Below are 15,548 nucleotides of genomic sequence, written 5' to 3'. Positions count from 1 at the left end.
TCCCGGAAAAACCGAAAAGAGGCTATTTTCGGTCATTCGCCTCGACGCGACTTCGACGCAACCTTGACGCAACTTTGAGGTAAATTACGCCGACGAACGGTATAGCCATGAGCGACTCCCATACGCGCCATCAAGATCACCATCACCTTCTGGTGCAGTGCCTGCACCCAGTTTCGGTAAGTCCGGTCAGCGCCTTCGGCCAAACCAACTTCACGCATCTGTTCACGCACCGGTACCCCGTAGTGATATCGAAACCGAGCTAACTTCGCCAAGGCTGGCCCACGCCCTGCGCCACTCTCCATCTCAGCAATAGCCGCGTCGACCTCGGCGGCCGCGTAGTCCATGCCGGTACCGCCCCCGAGAAGCGGGCGGGGGCCAGGCGTTCCGCGTGGTGCACTTCCCTTCCAATCCATGATGGCGCCCATTTGACTGCCCAAGCTGGCCTCATGGCCGAACCGAGCTTGCTGCTCCCCCCAGTGCCGCATCAGGCTTTCAATGTCATCGATCATCGCTCCTCCCCCCGAAAAACCGAACCCAACACAGAAAAACCCCAACCCGACACAAACCCAACACACATAAATCCCTTTAAATTCAGTGCTTCAATCAAACTTGAGTTGAGTGTGTTGGGTTTGTTGGGTTCATCAGTCTTCGCATAAGAAAAAATTCCTTCCGTTGAATTCGTTGCAAAGAACGTCATGCATGCGCGTGCGCGACACAAAACCCAACACACCCCACACAACACCCACGAAGGCATGTAATTAGGCCACTCAAATTGTGTGGGGTATTCAAAATCAACCCGACACACACTCAACACACCCAACACACTTTTGAAAATAGTCATGCTGCAAGCGCCTTGATGTGATCCCAGCTGTCCACATGCCAGCCCGCAAGCTTGGCCTTCGCCCGCCAGTTCTCCACCTGCTTGCCCAGCTCTGCCGCCTTGAGTGATGGGGGTGGGGAAGCTTCCAGATCCACAGGAAAGAAAAACGCGCCGAAGCGACGGTTATTGCCGTCAGTCCAGGGTATCGCCCGCGTTTTATCCACCTCGGAACTGATAAATAAAGAGAACTTGGTCTGACTCATCACGTGCTCTTTGTTGCGCTGGCACCATTCGAGAAACAACGAATAGAGGTCGGTCGATAGACACGGTCCCCAAAGCCCATGCCCCAGCTCGCTGTACTTCCACAGATGCAAGAATGTTTGCCAGCCGGCCCGACTCAAGGCCACCAAACGCTCACGCGCCTCGGTCGATGGCGGCCGCGTGCGCTGGTTGAAGTCCCCGAGATCGACCGACAGTAACCAACCGTAGAGCGCCGCCACCCCACCCTGCTCCAGTTCACGACCAATCGCCTTTTGCCGTGCGACTGGCAGAGTCTCCATAGGCCACATGACTAGCATTCGTCGATCACTGTCGCTGATTGGCCAGGGAAGAATCTCGTTGCTGAGGAACACCGCATTCATATGGTTGGCTTCTTCCCAGCCATTAATGAATTTCGACTCCATCCGCACCGTTTTACCAGTGATCAAGTGCTTGATCTTGCCCACTTGGTTGTAACGTTGATCGCGACTGACGACTTCTTCAAAGACCGACCACAATTTGCGGCTCTGCCACGCGTTGAAACTGCTTTCCAACTGCGTCTGACCAACAGTCGCCGCGTATTGGCCATAAAGCATGCCGAGCGCGTCAGCGAACAACAGGCTCTTGCCCGAACCTTCCATAATCGAATGCATCAACACAGCGGTGTCCATCTTGGCGCCCAAGTGCTGCAGCGGATACGCCAGCCAGCGAGTTAGCCAATCGGTTGCCGCTTCATCATGGTTACAAAGAAATGAGATCAGCCAACGTAGGTTGGCACACGCTGCATCATCCCTGACTGGCTCAAGCGGCAACCCGTCAAAGGTGTTGATGTACACCGCAGGATCCTTCGTCATGGTCGGATCAAACACGATGTGTTCAACATCGACGGTGCGGCGCTCGCTGCTGTTCAGCCACAGCGGGTAAGTGTCACCCAGCGCCATCTTCACCGCGCCCTCGGCTATGCGCCGCTTCTTTTCGCGATCCCAAACGTCTTTGGTGCCATCGATGTAAACGTAGCGATCGGTTGGAGACATCCCGAATGCACCGCCTTTCTTCCCAGCCAAACGGCGCGCCTGCTCGATCTCGCGAACATGATCATCAGAAATCAGCCTCTTTCCGGTGTCGTCCAACCAGGCTTTGGCCAGTGGCTTGCCCACACGAGCTTCGAAGGCGGACTTCTTCATTACCTTCGATTGGTCGCAATCCCACACGTGCGTGGTGCCCTCGACCAAAGCGAAACGACGAAGAATGTGGTCCAACGTTATGACCTCCCCCGCCCCCCCGTCAGGAGCAGGAGCGGCCTCGCTGGACGGGCATGTTTCGTCGGAGATCGGCCCGCTCAATGCATCGGATGGGGTGGGGGGAAGATCATTCGAATTTGGACGGGCGGCGTGTTGCATGCCCAACATTCGCGCAGCATCCTTCACAGCCCTCGACTGGTCGCCACCGTGCTCGAGTAAGCAGAACACTTCAAAGGCGTCGTTCTGATGCCCGTTCGCGAGAGGGTCAGCACCGTGGTGCGAATAAACCTTGTCCTCACTGATCGTCACCCCTGGCAGACCGGTGCTGCTTTGAGGGTAAAGCCACTTATTGCCTCGCTTGATGTATCCATGGGCACGAAGAAGCTCCGCAACATCGTGACAACGGTTGAATTCATCAATTACTGAGGGGCGTTTGCCGCCACCGAGTAAAGGACGCTTTTTGGCTTTGACCGGTGCCTCCGGTAGCGCAACCGCCCATGGACACGCAGCTTCAGCATCTCGCTTAAAAAACTCCCAATTCTGCCAAATGGTAAGCAACTCGTTGGTCAGCGTCGGCAGCCCGTCAGTAGCACTTGGAGCGGTTTTCCAGATGTAAGGTTTGCCGGTACCTGGATGAATCGAGGGTGGAAATACGTCTTGCACCAATCCCGCACGTAGTTCAAAGACCGTGAAGCGTTTTAACGGCTCGGCTTCAGTTCGTGCAGCAGCCTCTGCGGCAAGGTCACCCTGCTCTTTCGCAGCCTTGGCCTTGTCCATCAACCCCTTGAAAATCGAACCGTCCGGGTCTTTTTCATTCGGCCATGAAAGTGAATGACGCGTGAGTTCAACGCCTTCCGGCACCTTGAACACCACCCGGAATCGCAGCGGATTCCCGACGATAGTCGGGAACACCACTGCCATCGCATCAAGGTCAAGGCCCAACAGTTCATACAGAACATGACGCGTCCATTGAACGTCATCAACATCCAATGAACAAACGCGGCTCGGCCCCAGCACGACGCCAAGGTTGTGATTTGGGTTTCGTTGCCAGAACGCCTCGGCCGTGCCGGCGTCGATGATATAGCCTCCGGGCTTATTCCACCCTAGGCCTTTCGGAGCCTTTTCACCTGGATCAATCGATACGAGTGCCAAGTCAAAAGTACTGATGTAACGCTTTGCCCATGTAGCGATGGCTGTTCCTTTGCCCGATTCACTCATCGCCGGGCCTCCCGCAACTCCTGACAAGAGACGCAGGTCTCGCAACCTTCAACCTTCTGCTGTCGAAGCAACGGGATTGGTTCGTCGCAGTCGTCACAGAACTGCGCGCTAACGCGGCTTGATGGCACGCGGCGACTGCGATGAATAGCAACATCAAGCAGGTATTGCGCCTGCTCGTTTGCGCGGTCGATATCATCAGCCATTGATGCGATCCTCCATCGCCTGGCGAGCGCCCGCCATGATTCCAAGGACTTCGCGTATCACATCCATTCCGTGCTTTTCGAGATCCACGACTTCATGAAGCTCCCAGACGTTGTCCGCCGCGCCGTCGTGCATCTTGGCCACGAATTCACCGGTTTCCCCGAGTAGCTTACCAACCGCTTTCAAGGCATCACGGGTTGCCGGTACGGGCACGGGCCGGTACCAAACCGCACCTGCTGGACGCATCAATGCATCCAGCAAGCGTGGATCAGCGGTCAGCCTGATCACTTCCTCAAGCTCATCTGGATTCAGCCAGCGGCGTTCTTCATCGAGCTTGAGTTTCTTCTGGAGGGTGTCGTTGTCCAACACCATTTCAAAGGCAAGGGCCGTGATTCCGCCCTTGTAGTCACGACCAGCGCGATAAATCGCTTGGCGTAGTGGCAGGACCGGACCAGCGTCCGGCAAAAGATCTGTGCGACTCATAACCGTAAATCCCCTGTTTACGGTGTAGCCATAGCCTAGGGCAAACCCTATCCTATGGCCACGACCGATGTGCATGTGCTGTGTATCGTCGTAGCTGGGCTGGGGGATTCTTTGGTGAGAGGCCCCAGCTCAGCACCTTTTAAGCTGCCGACTTAAGGTCGGCCGCTTCTTTCTCTTGGGTGTAGAGGCATTCGATTGCCTTACCCGTTACGTACCGAACATCTGCACCTTTCGCGGCTCGATTGATAGTCGGCTGCGTTGTTCCTACGCGATCTGCAATAACTCTCTGGGACAAACCAGACCGCAGCAGCTCCGCAAGCATTTCTTGGATAGTCATATCGTTCACCGATGCGCTTTCGCATTGGCCGATACAATACACAAACGTATTGAACGATTCAATACACTCGCCGATACGTTTTTGAATCAAGGCAGAGAAAAATTGATCGGAGATCGCATCGCCCAACGCATGCAGGAATTGGGGCTGTCAGAAGGCGAACTCGGCCGACGCTCCGGTGTTCCGCAACCGACGATTCATAGAATTGTGACGAACGCGGTAGCCAGCCCACGCCATGAAAATATCGAAAAGATCAGCAGAGCCTTGAAGGTCAGTAGCAACTGGCTTTGGAAGGGAGGCGAACACAAAGACCCGACGATTGATCAGGGCGCTCCATCGGCGAATGAAACCAACGTCGAACCTGGGCCAGCAATTAAAGGCTATGTCCCTCTAATTTCATGGGTTCAAGCCGGCGCATGGTGTGAGATAGAGGACGTTAGGACCCTTGATGATGCGGAGCTATGGCTGCCATGCGCCGCTTCCCACAGCAGCCAAAGCTATGCCCTTCGAGTACGCGGACTTTCCATGTTCAATCAACATGAACGGAGGTCCTTCCGAGACGGAGACATCATTTTTGTTGATCCCGCGAAAGACGCGGAAAATGGTTCTCTCGTGATTGCAAAACTCTTGGATAGCCAAGAAGCAACATTCAAGCAGTTAGTAATGGAGGGCAGCCGCCGGTTTCTAAAACCGTTAAATCCAGCATGGCCGGAGCCAATCATTGAGTTAGGGTCAGACGCCATAATTTGCGGCGTAGTGTTCTCGAAGCTCGAAATTTTCTAATACATTGCCCCAAAGAAGCCCCGCAGCGATGCGGGCTTTTTTTGGCACAATCAAAAATCAATTCAAATACGCATTGACACATTCAATACGCATTCGTATCGTTTGCATCGTAAATCTCTCACCAAAGAGTACGAGCATGCAAACCACACAGCACAGCAACACTCGCTGCCCGGTGTACCTACACCCAGCAGCTTGCACTAGCCCAGCAGCCGTTGAAGCGATTCAAAAGCACACCGGCCTCCTAGTAATTATCACGCCGCCTGGCACTCGCTTAGCACCTTCGAAAGCAAATGTCGTCGCTCACAAACCCGAACCATTTGGGGGTGATGCAGCATGAAGCCTCTATTAATCGGCCTCGCTGGCGTTGCTCGTTCTGGCAAAGACACAGCCGCGCAGCATCTGGTCAACCATCATGGATTCCAATCCTACGCATTCGCCGACCCGCTCCGTGACGGCCTGATGAATATCCTCAACTTGAGTCCGTGCGATTTCGAAGGAGAGCAAAAGGAACGAGTTCTACCGTGGCTGGGTCGCTCTCCACGCTACCTGATGCAGACCCTCGGCACCGAGTGGGGCCGTGACAAAGTCCACCCCGAGTTATGGCTGCTACTGGCTGCGCAAAATCTTGACCTAATGGCCCGCACCTACGACACCGCTCGCGGCTTCGTAGTCAGCGACCTGCGATTCGAGAATGAAGCGTCATTCATCCGCCAGCGCGGCGGAATTGTGATCCATATCCAGCGTACCGCAGCAGATGCGGTGGCACCGCATCGTAGCGAAGGCGGCATCTGGGGTACCGAGGGCGACTGGTTCCTACCAAATGACGGGACCATTGAAGCCCTTCAAATCAATCTCAACGAGATTGTGGACACGCTGCACACACGCACAGCAGTCGCCTGAGGATCGCGCAATGACGAACCGCACCTTGGACGAAACAGCCGCATTGCTCGGGCTCAAGACCCGCGCCTTCCGCACCAGGTTGCGCGAGCTGGGCATTCTCAACAGCAGTGGCGATCTAGCCAGCCAGCACCGTGATCGCGGCTATCTGTATTCAGATCCACGCAGCACCCTGATTCCATCCCTCAACAAATGCCGTCATTACTCTGTGGTGATGGTGAAAGAAGAAGGGATCGAATGGCTAGCCAAGAAGCTGGGAATCGCCATAACCAAAAAGGACGCCGCTGCATGAAAACCAACAACCTCAATGCCTACACGCAAGCCCTCGGCGCCCTGAAGCTGATCCCGATCTACTTGAACTGCCCGGGGGTAGTCAGCCGCGCAACGCTCGTTGGCGCCTCGACGGAAGCCATTCAACTACTGGAAAGCATGCCCGTACTAAGCACCGAGCTGGCTGAGGTATTTCGCTGCGTCAACAACGTGATCCTTGACGGGCAAGTCGCCTACGTTACGCCGACCAACTCACCTGAATTCCCATTCGGCGCCGTGGTGGCTGACGCCAAGGGCAACATCTGCGCGGCTGCCATGGGCAAAAGTAAAGAAGGCCTCGCCGAGCTGATTCGCCTCAAGTTGCTGCCCCCATCGGAGGAGTACGGGGAGAACGGGGAGAACGGAGCGTGAGCAACACACTAGAACAATTGCGACGTCAATTCGCGACTCCATGCCCGACCTTGGCAGCAGTTCGGGAACAGTACTTCGCACACATTCGCACCGACCGCTACCTACTGGCCGAGATCAAGGCCGGTCGTATCGCGCTGGTCGTGAAGCGTTTGCACGGGTCGGCTCGCGCACAACGAGTGGTGTACCTGCACGACCTGGCCGAGTTCCTCGACGCTCAAGCGGCAAAGCAAGCGGCTTGATTTCAACGGTCGCCTCTGCCGTCCAGAGGCAAACAAATCGCACATCAATAGGCACAGCACATGAAACCTACGGACACGGCCGAATTCATCGGCGAACTCAACGCAGGCGTCTTCGCCAATCAGATCGGTCACGCCCTTTCTGAAGTGGCATCGGGAGTTGTTGATAACGGCAAGGTCGGCTCGGTCACCCTGACCTTCACCTTGAAGCAGATCGCCAACAGTCATCAAGTCACCGTGAATCACAAACTCGCCTACAAGGTGCCTACCAAACGCGGCAGCCGTACCGAGGACACTACCCTCGATACCCCGATGCACGTCAATGAGGGCGGTCGCCTGACTTTGTTCGCCGAAGCCCCCCGCGCCGATCAGCTATTCAACCGCGACGACGCACCGATTCACGCGAAGTCCTAAACCGTTCGATTCCAAACCTCTCACCAAAGGAAGTCGATTCAATGGAAGCCAAAGCAATTCAGTTGATTCAGGATACCGCCGTTCTGGCCCATGCCAAGCCGCTGGATACTTTCACCCCAGCGTTGGTTTTGCCGTCTGACCAGAAGATCCACAGCATCGAGAAATTTCAAGCCGCTCGTAGCCGGTTCCGCGGCGCGCTCACCACTCACTCGCTGCTGGACTTCGGCAAGTACGTAATGACGCAAAGTGCCGAGGTTGTAGCGTCTGGTTTTGTGGACGCCGAAGCAATGTCGTGCACAGTCATTTTCAACCTCGGCGACACCAAGTCACCAGGGCACGGCGACTTCACCGCCACCCTGAACTTGAGAAAAACTGCTGCGTTCCGGGCGCTGGAGCGTGCAGCCTCCATTCAGTTCGCGCAGAAAGAGCTCAGCGACTGGATCGAGGATTGGGCATCGAATCTCCAAGCTCTCGCGGCCGATGACAGCCCCATCGATTTGCGTAAAGCCGCAAGCGCCATCCGCTCCATCAGCATCGAGCAAGCACGCAAGAGCGAACATATCGTAGGTGACCTAAGCGCCTCTCGTTCAGCGATGGACCAGATTGAGGCCAAGTCCTCAGAAGGGTTGCCTGCTGAATTCCTGTTCACCGTCGAGCCATATGAAGGGCTGAATGTCCAGATCATCCGCCTGCGTGTAGCCGTTCTCACCGGCGGGGACAAACCCCTGCTGCGCCTTCGCTGGATTGGAGAAGAACAGCTTCGCGAAGACTTGGCACAAGAATTCAAGGAAGTCGTGCAGCACGAAGTTGGTGGCGGCGCGAAGTTAACTATCGGCAGTTTCAACCTGGGCTAACCCATACGCAATCCCCCTCCGCCGGCCTCTCACCAAGCATCCCGGCGGAGGGATCTACAGAGGTTCACAGCACATGACCACAATCCAAATTACCGCACTGATTGTCCTAGTCGCCTTAGCTGGGCTGCTCGTCTGGGGTGGCTACATCATGGGCCGAAGCGACGGTTTGAAAACAGGCCTTCTTGAAGGCGAAGACATCCAGCGAGCTACGAGCGCCAAAACCATCCGCGAACTACAGGCCTCACTGCAGTTCATCCAGGCCGATCACACGCGTCTGGCGCAAACCTGCAAACGGCTTGAAGCGTGTCAGGTCTTCGGAGTGGTCGAGCACCAGACGCTGGTCGCAATCGGCGAGATGCTGCGGATCGCCGCCGAGACCTTCAGCGCCTTCCGTACCGGCAAGAAGCTTGATCGTGATGCCCGATCCCTGCGTCAACAGGCGCTTACGATGGCTGCGCAGCTGCAACCTGGAATTGAGGGCAGCCAGGCCAGACAACCACCTGCCTGCGCCGCGCAAGTCACTGTGGAGGCTGCGTGAATGAGCTGGCTCTTTTCGCAGGCGCTGGTGGCGGAATACTCGGCGGACACCTCCTCGGCTGGCGCACCGTCTGCGCCGTTGAGCGTGATGCCTACGCCGCACAGATTCTGGCGCAACGACAAGCCGATGGACTGCTCCCGCCTTTCCCGATTTGGTCAGACGTGTGCAGTTTTGACGGACGACCATGGAGAGGCCTTGTTGACGTGGTTTCGGGAGGATTTCCTTGTCAGGACATCTCGGTTGCAGGCAACGGCCTTGGTATCGCCGGCGCCCGCTCCGGACTGTGGCAGCAGATGGCACGAATTACCGATGAGGTACGACCGCGCTACGTCGAACTGGAGAACTCACCATTGCTTGTGGGAAGAGGACTTGCCGTGGTGCTCGGTGACCTTGCCGAAATCGGGTATGACGCGCGATGGGGTGTTATTGGAGCGGCTGACCTCGGCGCCCCTCATCAGCGCGACCGGATCTGGCTCATCGCAGAAGACACACGCCAGACGATGGCCAACACCGGTGGCGAGCATGGCAAAGGGATCCCCCCCCGCCGCACTGACTCGCCGATCAGGGGTCGACCGTTCGAACGATCGCCTGGATCACGCCGTGATGGCACTGGATGGTGGTCATCTGAACCCGGAATGGGCCGAGTGGCTGATGGGGTGGCCCATCGGGTGGACCGACTTAAAGCCATTGGCAATGGACAAGTTCCACGAGTGGCAGCAACAGCATTTTATGAGCTTACCAAGGGTAAGCACTGAGGTGGCCGCATGAGCGCAGCAGAGAAAATCGATTTTCAGATCACACCCGGTGCTTGGTTTCGGCAAGACCTGCTTTATCCGGTGTTCGGACTCAGCACTGAAGCTGTTCGAAAGTATCGTTCTCGCGGGCTGTGGCTGGAGGGCAAGCACTACCGTACAGACCCCGCCAATGTGCTGGTTTACAACAAGGAAGCAATTGAAAAGTGGATGGCAGGTCAACCATGAGTGACAAGATGCCAACAGGTGTCGAGATGAATGGCAAACAGCTACGCATCTGGTTCATCTTCAATGGCCAGCGATGCCGGGAACCACTGGAGGGTATTTCGAAGGTCAACAAGGCAGCGATTGCCTACGCCGACAACAAACGCCGCACAATCCTTGCAGAGATCAAAGAGGGCCGCTTCGACTATGCGGCCCACTTCCCCAACTCTCCCAGAGCAGCAATGTTCACCGGGATTGGCGGGCCATCTCTGAAGCGCACCGTGAAAGAAGGTATCGATCGATGGCTGGAGGTTCAGCGCGCACTCAAAGCATCAAGTACCGTCGTTAACTACGTCAGCAAGGCCAAGCACGTCGAAAACAAATTCGGCAAACGCCGAATCGTGGACATCAGCAAGAGCGATATAGAACTTTTTCAAGCGCAACTGCTGAAGCAAGGCCTATCCCCAAAGACAGTAAACGATATCTTCACCGTCGTCAGAGGCGTCTGGGCTGACGCCTTCGGCGACGGCATCTTGAAAGCCAACCCACTGGATCGAATCAGCAACGTCGGCTCGGACGTCGACCTCGAGCACGCCGACCCCTTCAGTCGCACCGAGATTGATCTGATCGGCAAAGCAGATCCGGAAAGACGACCTGATACCAGGATGATTGAGTTCAACTGCTGGGCCGGACTATCGCTATCCGAACTCATCGCACTCGCTGTTGAGGACATCGACCTTGAAGCCGGCCTGGTGCATGTTCGACGTGCGTTAGTCGTGGGCGAGTTCAAAGTCCCGAAGGAACGCTCCCGGGTACGGGTCATTGAGCTGATAGACCCTGCCCTCGAACTCATGAGAGAGATTGTCGCTGCCGCCAAAGACGCACAAGCCGAGGAGATCACGGTTATCCAACGCGACAACATCACTTCAAAGAAAATGAAAGTCAGGTTTCTTTTCCGGAGCTCCACCAGCAATTTGCTTTGGAGCGGGAAGACGCTGAGCAACTGGTTCACAGCACACCTAAAAAAGGCAGAGGTGAGACATCGTGGGGCAAACCAGTGTCGCCACACCTTTGCTAGCCAGATGCTATCGAGCTACGTACCTGTCGAATGGGTGGTCAGGCAGTTGGGGCATGCCGATACAACAATGGTGCGTAAGCATTACGGGAGATGGATACCAAAAGACACCAAGAGCATGGCGGGCATCGTGTCTAAAATGCTGGGATTTAGGGAGGGAGATGAAAATGCTTAATTGTAAAACTTTGACAGTCAATGGTCGAAAGGTTGTCAGTTTAATTAAAAACCAACAACCTAATCTTCGAAGGACAGGTAAGCATTGGTCACTAAGAATATAAACGACGCCCACACACCTTAATACGCGCCACACTCATACAGGTGCTGGCACCAAATTTGCGAGTTTGAAAATCTGATGAAATAAGCGTTGAATTTGCAGCTTATCCCCCTCATTCAAATTTACAACTAGAAAAATATCTGCGTGTGCCGGATCGTTTTCCGGGGTAGCAAACACACCAAAAAAGCGACTTCCAGAACTATTTGTAAGAGCTCTGACATCCCTAACGGTACATTCAATGTATCCCAAATATTCTCTAGGAGGTTTCGTCGGATTATTTTTATTAAAGCTCGCGGCTTTTCGTTTTCCGAATTGGTGAATTTTCGTTTGAGTGGCAAGTCCCATTCTTTGAGTGGATAATCCCCTTTTCATCGCCTCCTGAAATGCCAAAGCATGAAACGTCCCACTAGGCTGAATTGCATTGGGACACTCCATGATTCGCGCAAGCTGCTCACTGTCCGCAACGTAAGAAGGACTCGAAAACAATGAAACCCTTTCGGCTGCTGCCAAACTAGTATTAGTATAAGCACAGCCAACTAAACACTTATAACGATCTTGAACGTCAGTTTGTTTACGATCGAAAATTTTCGCGAGCCTTCCGGGCATACAAGACAATCCTTAAATGTTTTTTACACCCTGGACCAGCGCTATCAAAAATTCGGGATCTTTAAGCGAACCTTTGGCCACCGTATTTTGTTCTAAAATACTGTTCCAGCGATAAGTAACCACTTCGTCATTGCCGTAAAATGCAATAGAAAAATAGTCTGTCGCGCTTTCAAATGCAAGACTCGAGATACCTTCATGATCTAACATCGGAATAGCTTCAGCGCATTCATCTAAAAATGAATTCAAGAGACGCAAGAAAGTGAAGGCATCATCAATTGATTCAGGCAGTGGCGCTGGCATGTCTTCACCATCCCACCCATCCTCCAGTTCCCTGTACTGCTCCAGTTCCGCAATTGCAGCGTCACAGTAACTCCTGAATAGAAGCTCATCATCCTCTATCAATACCAAATCAAGATTTCGATGATCAAGTATCGTGAATTGATAATCAGAGGGAGCAATTACTACACTCTCGGAGCTAGACCAATTGAAATGAGGTTCTGAAACGCAACTACGCTCAGCGAACTTTATGCAAGTATCAATTGCCACATCAGCCCAGTAACCAATCTTGTGCGAAAGCTTTGGTTCCGACGCTTCACGAGTCAAAAGCTCAGCAAACATGCCCGATATATTTGGGGGTTCTATAACCGACGGCATTGAAACGTACATATTCTAATCCTTATCATTCCATCGACAGGTTAATTAAGCCAGCCACTTCATCTGTAATAATGCCACGAAGTATCTGCAAATGCTTATCCCTAAGATCTGTCGAGCGAGCCTCAATGAGATGGCCAAACTCCTCAACACCTACAGGAATATTAATATTCATTACATGATGAGTATCGATCTGTAGCTGATGAATGTTCTTCGCATCCTCTTCGAAGCTACCCTCTTCAACCTTTAGCAACTTATGCGTAGCCTCAACATTATGCAAAAAAAGAGGATACTGGAGAGGCTCATTAGAAAAAAAACCGATTCTCGAATGCCAAAAATTGACTTTACTCAAACACACATTTGCAATGTACGGAGAAGAAGAGCGTATTGCCTTATGGATTTCATCAGCACTATCCGCGATAAAAGAGTTACGATAACTAAGAACAATCTTGTCTAATTTTCTTTCAGACAATAGAAATGCTCTATGCGCAACACTTAAACTGAATGATACGTCAGCCAAGAAAGCTTTGAAGCTTGTATATGCAAAACTGGTCACCAAAGCATTCTCGTTAATAATATCAAACTTACTGATATCTCTTTCCGAATCTTTGCTTAAAAATGAGTAGCCAAGAATATCTGCCGCTTCAGAGCTAAAACTATCCCCCTGGTTAACCGGGCGACGAGCAATTCTTCGGTTTTGATACTTCAGCTTTAGCCTGCTTGCTTCTTCCTTGATTACCGACAACCCAACAGAGCTCACGTCTCCATCGTACTCACACGTAAGAGTAATTGATTCTATTGAGTGGGCATCGAGCATTGGTTTAAGCACTGAATAATCCTTCGATATGGCTGGTTTGGCAGCAATTGCTACGATTAAACCATTGACCTTCTGAGCATACCATGAATTCCATTTTAAGGTGTGCTATAGGAATGATATCACTACGACACCACAGATAAAACAATATCATGAGAGCCGTTATTGCAGAGAGAATCAGTTAGATAGCAAAGAGTCGATGAGTCACCCTCCTGTACACCAACACCTGAGACAGATCCAACCGCGACTCGCTGAGCATTCCTATCAAAGTCAAACCCCGCCCCCTCGAAAACATGCCGGAGCTTCACAGCTCAACTGGCAAGCAATCACGAGGGCATCTTCATAAGAAACATCAGCGCAGCCTCCACAAGCAGGAGCGGGAGCAGGAGCAGGAGCAGGAGCAGGAGCAGGAGAGGATTTGGTTACCAGTGAGAAGCGTGCGATTTATGCCCTAAAAATGCCCTAACCCATGGCGAGCACACATACGAAAAACCCCTGAAAGCTACTACCTTCAGGGGTTTTCGTATTTTACAAATATGGCGGAGAGATAGGGATTCGAACCCTAGGTACCGGTGAAGGTACAACGGATTTCGAATCCGTCCCATTCGGCCACTCTGGCATCTCTCCAACGGCGCGCATCATAACAACACTTTTACCGAAAGCAAACCCTCTTTCGAAAATTTCTTCGTGCTATCAGATGCTTGCGTCGATTAAAGCGGTACACCCAGACGATTGGCGACTTCTTCGTAGGCTTCGATGACGTCACCGAGGCCCTGGCGGAAGCGGTCCTTGTCCATCTTCTTCTTGGTGTCCTTGTCCCACAGACGGCAGCCGTCCGGGCTGAACTCGTCGCCCAGGACGATGGAGCCGTCACTGAACACACCGAATTCAAGCTTGAAGTCGACCAGCAGCAGGCCGGCGTCGTCGAACAGCTTGGTCAGGACTTCGTTGACCTTGAGCGACAGTTCTTTCATGCGAACCAGTTGCTCGGCGGTGCCCCAACCGAATGCCACGACGTGGGATTCGTTGATGAACGGGTCGCCCTTGGCGTCGTCCTTCAGGAACAGCTCGAAGGTGTACGGGTTGAGCTTCATGCCCTCTTCGACGCCCAGGCGTTTTACCAGACTGCCGGCGGCGTAGTTACGCACGACGCACTCAACCGGGATCATGTCGAGTTTCTTCACGAGGACTTCGTTGTCGGCCAGCAATTTGTCGAACTGGGTCGGAATACCGGCCGCTTCGAGTTTCTGCATGATGAAGGCGTTGAACTTGTTGTTCACCATGCCTTTGCGGTCGAGCTGCTCGATGCGCTTGCCGTCGAACGCCGAGGTGTCGTTGCGAAACAGCAGGATCAAGCGGTCAGCGTCGTCGGTCTTGTAAACCGATTTGGCTTTGCCGCGGTAGAGTTCTTCACGTTTTTCCATGATGGGCTCCGCTTGCTAAGTAGGTGGGCTAGGCGATGTGGCGCCAGTCGAGCCCTGAATCTTGATCGGCCAGTTGCAGCCAGTCCGGGTCGCACCCGAGGGTGTCGACAAAACATTGCCGGGCCAGCTGCGGCAAGTTGTTCTTGCTGCTCAGGTGGGCCAGGACCAGGTGTTGCAAGCCCTGCCAGCCCAACTCGGACACCAGGAATGCCGCCTGATGATTGTTCAAATGTCCCAGCTCGCCGCCCACCCGTTGCTTGAGAAAGTACGGATAGTGACCGCGGGCCAGCATGTCGCGGCAATGGTTGGATTCGATCATCAACGCATCGAGATCCCGATAACCGTCCAGCACTCGCTCGCAGTAGGAACCCAGGTCGGTCAGCAGGCCGAAGCGCCGCTGCTCGTTATCACTGAATACATACTGGGTCGGTTCCTGCGCATCATGGGCCACGGCAATGACCCCGATATTCAGCGCACCGATCTGCAGTTGCTCGCCGCCGGCCAGAAAGCCTGCGGGTTCAATCGGTTTGCGCATCCCGCGCAGTGTGCCGCGACTGAGGTAGACCGGTAGATTGTAGCGCCGAGACAGCAAACCCACGCCATGCACGTGGTCGGCATGTTCGTGGGTTACGAGTATCGCGCTCAGTTGCGCCGGGTTCACCCCCAGGCGCAACAGGCGTTTTTCGGTTTCCCGCAGGGAAAAACCACAATCCACCAGCACATACGTATCAGCACTGGCGATCAGCGTGCCGTTCCCTTGGCTACCGCTGCCGAGAACGGCAAAACGCAT

General features: G+C 53.9%; 21 protein-coding genes and 1 tRNA gene. 11 read left to right on the top strand and 11 right to left on the bottom strand.

The window, feature by feature from the left end:
• Positions 1-32 precede the first annotated feature (32 nt).
• Genes AC3WMT_RS20620 through AC3WMT_RS20600 form a run of 5 tightly spaced genes read right to left on the bottom strand, consistent with a single transcriptional unit; the run spans position 33 to position 4,221 of the window.
• Entirely contained in the window at positions 33-509 is a 477-nt protein-coding gene (locus AC3WMT_RS20620) for a hypothetical protein (RefSeq protein WP_103305621.1), read from the bottom strand.
• A complete protein-coding gene (locus AC3WMT_RS20615) occupies positions 506-841 on the bottom strand; it encodes a hypothetical protein (RefSeq protein WP_146041257.1) in 336 nt (111 codons plus the stop codon). The genes AC3WMT_RS20620 and AC3WMT_RS20615 overlap by 4 nt, the downstream gene beginning before the upstream one ends.
• The gene (locus tag AC3WMT_RS20610; protein WP_103305620.1) at positions 838-3,537 is read right to left on the bottom strand and encodes a DUF5906 domain-containing protein; all 2,700 of its coding nucleotides are present in this window, start codon (positions 3,535-3,537) and stop codon (positions 838-840) included. The genes AC3WMT_RS20615 and AC3WMT_RS20610 overlap by 4 nt, the downstream gene beginning before the upstream one ends.
• On the bottom strand, positions 3,534-3,740 hold the full coding sequence (locus tag AC3WMT_RS20605) for a TraR/DksA C4-type zinc finger protein (RefSeq protein ID WP_101158491.1): 207 nt from the start codon (positions 3,738-3,740) through the stop codon (positions 3,534-3,536). The genes AC3WMT_RS20610 and AC3WMT_RS20605 overlap by 4 nt, the downstream gene beginning before the upstream one ends.
• Positions 3,733-4,221, bottom strand: a complete 489-nt coding sequence (locus tag AC3WMT_RS20600) for a phage regulatory CII family protein (protein ID WP_095669236.1) — start codon at positions 4,219-4,221, stop codon at positions 3,733-3,735. The genes AC3WMT_RS20605 and AC3WMT_RS20600 overlap by 8 nt, the downstream gene beginning before the upstream one ends.
• A gap of 325 nt (positions 4,222-4,546) precedes the next feature.
• On the opposite strand from AC3WMT_RS20600, the gene AC3WMT_RS20595 reads away from it, so the two are divergent.
• The 11 genes from AC3WMT_RS20595 to AC3WMT_RS20545 all read left to right on the top strand — a co-directional run bounded on the left by AC3WMT_RS20595 (position 4,547) and on the right by AC3WMT_RS20545 (position 11,164).
• Positions 4,547-5,338 carry a LexA family protein gene (locus AC3WMT_RS20595; RefSeq protein ID WP_256583570.1) on the top strand — a complete coding sequence of 264 codons (792 nt, stop codon included), beginning with the start codon at positions 4,547-4,549 and terminating at the stop codon, positions 5,336-5,338.
• Positions 5,339-5,671: 333 nt separating this feature from the next.
• A complete protein-coding gene (locus AC3WMT_RS20590; protein WP_103305617.1) occupies positions 5,672-6,238 on the top strand; it encodes a deoxynucleotide monophosphate kinase family protein in 567 nt (188 codons plus the stop codon).
• Between the two features lie 10 nt (positions 6,239-6,248).
• Positions 6,249-6,527 carry a hypothetical protein gene (locus AC3WMT_RS20585; RefSeq protein ID WP_103305616.1) on the top strand — a complete coding sequence of 93 codons (279 nt, stop codon included), beginning with the start codon at positions 6,249-6,251 and terminating at the stop codon, positions 6,525-6,527.
• Positions 6,524-6,916: a hypothetical protein gene (locus AC3WMT_RS20580; protein ID WP_103305615.1), complete on the top strand. Its 393-nt coding sequence runs from the start codon at positions 6,524-6,526 to the stop codon at positions 6,914-6,916. Before AC3WMT_RS20585 ends, AC3WMT_RS20580 begins: the two co-directional genes overlap by 4 nt.
• The gene (locus AC3WMT_RS20575) at positions 6,913-7,155 is read left to right on the top strand and encodes a pyocin activator PrtN family protein (RefSeq protein WP_073473050.1); all 243 of its coding nucleotides are present in this window, start codon (positions 6,913-6,915) and stop codon (positions 7,153-7,155) included. The genes AC3WMT_RS20580 and AC3WMT_RS20575 overlap by 4 nt, the downstream gene beginning before the upstream one ends.
• Before the next feature lie 60 nt (positions 7,156-7,215).
• Positions 7,216-7,566, top strand: coding sequence for a YfdP family phage-associated protein (locus AC3WMT_RS20570; protein ID WP_103305614.1), 351 nt, complete (start codon positions 7,216-7,218; stop codon positions 7,564-7,566).
• A gap of 41 nt (positions 7,567-7,607) precedes the next feature.
• Entirely contained in the window at positions 7,608-8,420 is an 813-nt protein-coding gene (locus tag AC3WMT_RS20565) for a DUF2303 family protein (protein ID WP_103305613.1), read from the top strand.
• Between the two features lie 73 nt (positions 8,421-8,493).
• The gene (locus AC3WMT_RS20560; RefSeq protein WP_103305612.1) at positions 8,494-8,958 is read left to right on the top strand and encodes a hypothetical protein; all 465 of its coding nucleotides are present in this window, start codon (positions 8,494-8,496) and stop codon (positions 8,956-8,958) included.
• Complete coding sequence (locus AC3WMT_RS20555) at positions 8,955-9,713, top strand: DNA cytosine methyltransferase (RefSeq protein ID WP_103305611.1); 759 nt, start codon at positions 8,955-8,957, stop codon at positions 9,711-9,713. The genes AC3WMT_RS20560 and AC3WMT_RS20555 overlap by 4 nt, the downstream gene beginning before the upstream one ends.
• A 9-nt stretch (positions 9,714-9,722) precedes the next feature.
• Positions 9,723-9,938 (top strand): excisionase family protein, encoded by a 216-nt coding sequence (gene xisR, locus AC3WMT_RS20550; RefSeq protein ID WP_085683173.1) that lies wholly within the window; start codon positions 9,723-9,725, stop codon positions 9,936-9,938.
• Positions 9,935-11,164, top strand: coding sequence for an Arm DNA-binding domain-containing protein (locus AC3WMT_RS20545; protein WP_103305610.1), 1,230 nt, complete (start codon positions 9,935-9,937; stop codon positions 11,162-11,164). Before xisR ends, AC3WMT_RS20545 begins: the two co-directional genes overlap by 4 nt.
• A 135-nt stretch (positions 11,165-11,299) precedes the next feature.
• Here AC3WMT_RS20545 and AC3WMT_RS20540 read toward each other — a convergent pair whose 3' ends face one another.
• From AC3WMT_RS20540 to AC3WMT_RS20515, 6 genes are all read right to left on the bottom strand, one after another.
• Complete coding sequence (locus AC3WMT_RS20540) at positions 11,300-11,869, bottom strand: hypothetical protein (RefSeq protein WP_146041256.1); 570 nt, start codon at positions 11,867-11,869, stop codon at positions 11,300-11,302.
• A gap of 12 nt (positions 11,870-11,881) precedes the next feature.
• On the bottom strand, positions 11,882-12,535 hold the full coding sequence (locus AC3WMT_RS20535) for a hypothetical protein (protein WP_103305609.1): 654 nt from the start codon (positions 12,533-12,535) through the stop codon (positions 11,882-11,884).
• Between the two features lie 13 nt (positions 12,536-12,548).
• Positions 12,549-13,349 (bottom strand): hypothetical protein, encoded by an 801-nt coding sequence (locus AC3WMT_RS20530; RefSeq protein ID WP_146041255.1) that lies wholly within the window; start codon positions 13,347-13,349, stop codon positions 12,549-12,551.
• Positions 13,350-13,871: 522 nt separating this feature from the next.
• Positions 13,872-13,961, bottom strand: a tRNA-Ser gene (locus AC3WMT_RS20525).
• 83 nt (positions 13,962-14,044) lie between these two features.
• A complete protein-coding gene (purC, locus tag AC3WMT_RS20520) occupies positions 14,045-14,758 on the bottom strand; it encodes a phosphoribosylaminoimidazolesuccinocarboxamide synthase (protein WP_103305607.1) in 714 nt (237 codons plus the stop codon).
• 28 nt (positions 14,759-14,786) lie between these two features.
• On the bottom strand, positions 14,787-15,548 hold the full coding sequence (locus AC3WMT_RS20515; RefSeq protein WP_103305606.1) for an MBL fold metallo-hydrolase: 762 nt from the start codon (positions 15,546-15,548) through the stop codon (positions 14,787-14,789).

The organism is Pseudomonas sp. FW305-7 (assembly GCF_058786735.1).
This window is presented reverse-complemented; position numbering and strand designations above follow the sequence as displayed.